The 4,449-nt window shown below is 75.4% G+C and carries 4 protein-coding genes and 1 pseudogene; 2 read left to right on the top strand and 3 right to left on the bottom strand.

What is annotated here, in order from left to right:
• The first annotated feature begins 271 nt into the window (after positions 1–271).
• Both AB0E96_RS38665 and AB0E96_RS38660 read left to right on the top strand, forming a co-directional pair.
• Positions 272–679, top strand: a complete 408-nt coding sequence (locus tag AB0E96_RS38665; RefSeq protein WP_359831146.1) for a YciI family protein — start codon at positions 272–274, stop codon at positions 677–679.
• A gap of 8 nt (positions 680–687) precedes the next feature.
• Positions 688–1,845, top strand: a complete 1,158-nt coding sequence (locus AB0E96_RS38660) for a sigma-70 family RNA polymerase sigma factor (protein WP_359831150.1) — start codon at positions 688–690, stop codon at positions 1,843–1,845.
• 25 nt (positions 1,846–1,870) lie between these two features.
• Here the strand turns inward: AB0E96_RS38660 and AB0E96_RS38655 are convergent, their stop codons facing one another.
• From AB0E96_RS38655 to AB0E96_RS38645, 3 genes and pseudogenes are all read right to left on the bottom strand, one after another.
• Positions 1,871–3,205: a DUF58 domain-containing protein gene (locus tag AB0E96_RS38655; protein ID WP_359831144.1), complete on the bottom strand. Its 1,335-nt coding sequence runs from the start codon at positions 3,203–3,205 to the stop codon at positions 1,871–1,873.
• Positions 3,206–3,236: 31 nt separating this feature from the next.
• Positions 3,237–4,166, bottom strand: a complete 930-nt coding sequence (locus AB0E96_RS38650; RefSeq protein WP_359831148.1) for a MoxR family ATPase — start codon at positions 4,164–4,166, stop codon at positions 3,237–3,239.
• Between the two features lie 77 nt (positions 4,167–4,243).
• Positions 4,244–4,449, bottom strand: a pseudogene (locus AB0E96_RS38645) (DUF4350 domain-containing protein); the annotation flags it as partial.

Here is a 4,449-nt window from a genome sequence, read left to right as displayed (position 1 = left end):
ATGGTACTGCAGGGGGGACCCTGTGGGAGAGTAGGACGCCGCCGAACAATTCTTCTGAAGAACCCCCATCCGGGACCCGGATGGGGGTTCTTCGCGTTTCCAGGCCGGACCGGGCCAGACCGTCCGGGCCCGGGAGCAGGACGGGACGGCGCGCGGCACTCGTTCGGAAAGATCTTGGCGAGCCGTGTCGAGAACCCGTGGCCGGCTCCGTCCCAGGGGTGCACGCGGCCACAATGGGTCGCACCAGCTCCGAGGATCCGAGGAGAAGACGATGGCCAAGTACCTGCTGCTGAAGCACTACCGGGGTGCCCCGGACGCGGTCAACTGCGTGCCGATGGACCAGTGGACGCCGGAGGAGGTCACGGCACACATCAAGTACATGCAGGACTTCGCGGGCCGGCTGGAGGCGACGGGCGAGTTCGTCGACGGCCAGGCGCTCGCGCCCGAGGGCACGTGGGTCCGGTACGACGGTGAGGGGCGGCCGCCGGTCACCGACGGCCCGTTCGCCGAGACCAAGGACCTGATCGCCGGCTGGATGGTGATCGACGTCGACAGCTACGAGCGTGCCGTCGAGCTGGCGGGGGAGCTGTCGGCCGCTCCGGGGGCCGGGGGCAAGCCGATCCACGAGTGGCTGGAGCTGCGTCCGTTCCTGGGCACGCCGCCGACGATCACGGAGTGACCTCTCCGATGGACGAGGTACTGGTGAGGCGCCTCACGCCGGGCGTCATCGGGGTCCTGGTCCGCCGCGGAGCCGACTTCGCGGCGGCCGAGGACGCCGTGCAGGAGGCGCTGGTCGAGGCGGTCCGGGCCTGGACCGTCGAGCAGCCGCGCGATCCCAAGGGGTGGCTGGTCACGGTGGCCTGGCGCAAGTTCCTCGACGCGGCACGGTCGGACGCGGCCCGTCGCCGCCGGGAGGATCTGGTCGACCAGGAGCCGGAGGCGGGGCCGGCGACCGCGGTGGACGACACGCTCCAGCTCTACTTCCTGTGCGCCCACCCGTCGTTGACGCCCTCGTCGGCGGTCGCGCTGACCCTGCGGGCGGTGGGCGGGCTGACCACCCGGCAGATCGCCCAGGCCTACCTGGTGCCCGAGGCGACCATGGCCCAGCGCATCAGCCGTGCCAAGCGCACCGTGTCGGCCGTAGGGTTCGACCAGCCGGGGGACGTCGCCACCGTGCTCCGGGTCCTCTACCTGGTCTTCAACGAGGGCTACTCCGGTGAGCTCGACCTCGCGGCCGAGGCGATCCGGCTGACCCGGCAGCTCGCGGCGGTGATCGACCACCCCGAGGTGGCCGGGCTGCTGGCCCTGATGCTGCTGCACCACGCCCGCCGGGCCGGGCGGACGACGCCGGGCGGTGCGCTGGTGCCGCTGGCCGAGCAGGACCGCGGCCGGTGGGACACCGGGCTGATCGCCGAGGGGGTCGGGATTCTCCAACGGGCACTGGCCCGGGACCGGTTGGGCGAGTTCCAGGCCCAGGCGGCGGTCGCGGCGCTGCACGCCGACGCGCCCACGGCGGAGGAGACGGACTGGGTGCAGATCGTCGAGTGGTACGACGAGCTGGTCCGGCTGACCGCGAGCCCGGTGGTGCGGCTCAACCGGGCGGTGGCGCTCGGTGAGGCCGACGGTCCGCGGGCGGGGCTGGCGGCGCTCGCGGAGCTGGACGGCGGGCTGCCCAGGTACGCGGCGGTGGCGGCGCACCTCCACGAGCGCGCCGGGGAGCCGGAGACGGCGGCCCGGCTGTACGCGGAGGCGGCTCGGAAGGCGAGCAACCTCGCCGAGCGCGACCATCTGACCCGTCAGGCGGCCAGGCTCAACACCGCCCTGAGGGGCCGTCGGACCGACTGACCCGCGACGGCCGGGGAGGGAGGGCTCAGAGCCGGCCGGCGGCCTTCAGCGCCAGGTAGGTGTCGGCCAGGGCCGGGGCGATCCGGGTGGGCGGGGCGTCCAGGACGGTGACGCCGTGGCGGGTGAGGCGTTCGGCGGTGGCCCGGCGGTCGGCCCGGGTCTGCTCGGCGGCCGCCGCGCCGTAGACGGCCTCCAAGGTGCCCCGCCCGGCGGCGAGTTCGTCCAGGCGGGGGTCGGCGACCGAGGCGAGGACGACCTCGTGGCGCTTGGTGAGCATCGGCAGCAGCGGGCGCAGGCCGTCCTCGGCGGGGGCCGCGTCGAGGCCGGTGAGCAGCACGATCAGCGAGCGCTGGGGGGCCATCTTGAGGGCCGTGGCGACCAGCGAGCGCATGTCGGTCTCGTGCAGCGCGGGTTCCAGCGCGGCCATCGCGTTGGTGAAGGCGGGCAGCACCTCGTGGGCCGAAGCGCCGGCCACCGCGACGCGCTTGCGGGAGTCGTGGGCGAGCAGGTCGACCCGGTCGCCGGCCCGGGTGGCGAGGGCGGTGAGCAGCAGCGCGGCGTCGAGCGCGGCGTCCAGCCGGGGGGCGTCGCCGACCCGGCCGGCCGAGGTGCGGCCGGTGTCGAGGACGACGAGGATGTGCCGGTCGCGTTCGGGGCGCCAGGTGCGGACGGCGAGGCCGCCCGACCCGGCGGCGGTGTTCGCCGCGCGGCGGGCGCTGGCGCGCCAGTCGATGGAGCGGACGTCGTCGCCGGGCAGGTACTCGCGCAGGGAGTCGAACTCGGTGCCCTGGCCGCGGGTCAGCACCGAGGTGCGGCCGTCGAGTTCGCGCAGCCGGGCGAGTCGGGAGGGCAGGTGCTTGCGGCTGGCGAACGGGGGCAGTGCGCGGACCGTCCAGGGGACGTGGTGGGAGCCCTGGCGGCCGGCCAGGCCTAGCGGGCCGAGCGAGCGGACCGTCACCCGCTGGGCGTGGTGGTCGCCGCGGCGGGTGGGGGTGAGCACGGTGGTGATCCGGCGGCGTTCGCCGGCGGGGAGGGACAGGGTGTGCCGGGAGGCGGCTTCGGCGGTGCCGGGGCGCCAGGTGGACGGCGCCCAGGCGTCGCGGACCGGGCCCCGGAGCGGCCGGCCGGACGGGTTGGTGACGGTCAGTTCGACGGTGGCGGGCTCGCCGAGCCGGACGGTGGTGTCGCCGCCCCGCCCGAAGCGCAGGCCGCGGACCGGGGCGGCGAGCACGAGGTCGACCGCGACGGCGATCAGCACCGCACCGGTGGCCAGGCCGATCCCGGTCCAGGACGGCAGCAGCAGGCCCACGACGAGCGCGCCGAGTGCGGCGAGCAGGGCGGTTCGCCCGGTGAGGGCCATGCGGTGCGCTCCTTCGGGGGTGCGGTGCGGTTCAGCGGGGTGCGGGTGTCTGGCTGAGGACGGCCTGGATGACGGAGTCGGCGGTGACGCCCTCCATCTCGGCCTCGGCGCGCAGCGCGACCCGGTGCCGCAGGGTGGGCAGGGCGAGCGCCTTGACGTCGTCCGGGGTGACGTAGTCGCGGCCGGCGAGCCAGGCCCAGGCCCGGGAGGCGGCGAGCAGGGCGGTGGCGCCGCGCGGGGAGACGCCGATGGAGAGCGACGGGGACTGCCGGGTGGCCCGGCAGAGGTCGACGATGTAGGCGAGGACCTCGGGGGAGACGGTCAGCTTCGCGATCTGCTCGCGGGCGGCGGCCAGGTGCTCGGGTCCGGCGACCGGGCGGACGCCGGCCGCGGCGAGGTCGCGCGGGTCGAAGCCGGCGGCGTGCCGGGAGAGCACCTGGAACTCCTGGTCGCGGTCGGGCAGCGGCAGGACCAGCTTGAGCAGGAAGCGGTCCAGCTGGGCCTCGGGCAGCGGGTAGGTGCCCTCGTACTCGACCGGGTTCTGGGTGGCGGCGACCAGGAACGGGATGGGCAGCGCGCGCGGTTCGCCGTCCACCGTGACCTGGTGCTCCTCCATGGCCTCCAGCAGGGCGGCCTGGGTCTTCGGCGGGGTGCGGTTGATCTCGTCGGCGAGCAGCAGGTTGGTGAAGACCGGCCCGGGCTGGAAGGAGAACGCGGCGGTGCGGGCGTCGTAGACGAGTGAGCCGGTGACGTCGCCGGGCATCAGGTCGGGGGTGAACTGGATGCGCTTGGTCTCCAGGCTGAGCGCGGTGGACAGGGTGCGCACCAGCAGGGTCTTGGCGACGCCGGGGACGCCTTCCAGCAGCACGTGGCCGCCGCAGAGCAGCGCCACGACCAGGCCGGTGACGGCGGCGTCCTGGCCGACCACGGCCTTGCCGATCTCGGCGCGCAGGGCGGTCAGCGCGGCGCGCGGGTCGGTGGCGGGGGTAGCGGGTGCCGTGCCGGGGACGGGGCGGAGCTGGGCGGTTGCCTGGTCGGTCACGGGTTCCGTACCTGCCTTTCGAGGGCGTCGAGGTCGTCGGCGAGCCGCAGCAGCGCGGCGTCGTCGGTCGGGGGCGGGCCGTACAGCAGGGCCCGGACGTCCCCGGCGGGCCGTCCGGGGAGGCGGTCGGCCACGGCGACGCAGAGTGCGTCGGGGTCGGGCGTGCCGGCCCGGAGCGGGACGCCCAGGGCGGGGGCGAGCC

The sequence above is a fragment of the Kitasatospora sp. NPDC036755 genome, assembly GCF_040636595.1.
Lineage (GTDB): Bacteria > Actinomycetota > Actinomycetes > Streptomycetales > Streptomycetaceae > Kitasatospora.
The sequence above is the reverse complement of the archived record's forward strand: the minus strand, read 5'-3'. Positions and strand labels throughout refer to the sequence as shown.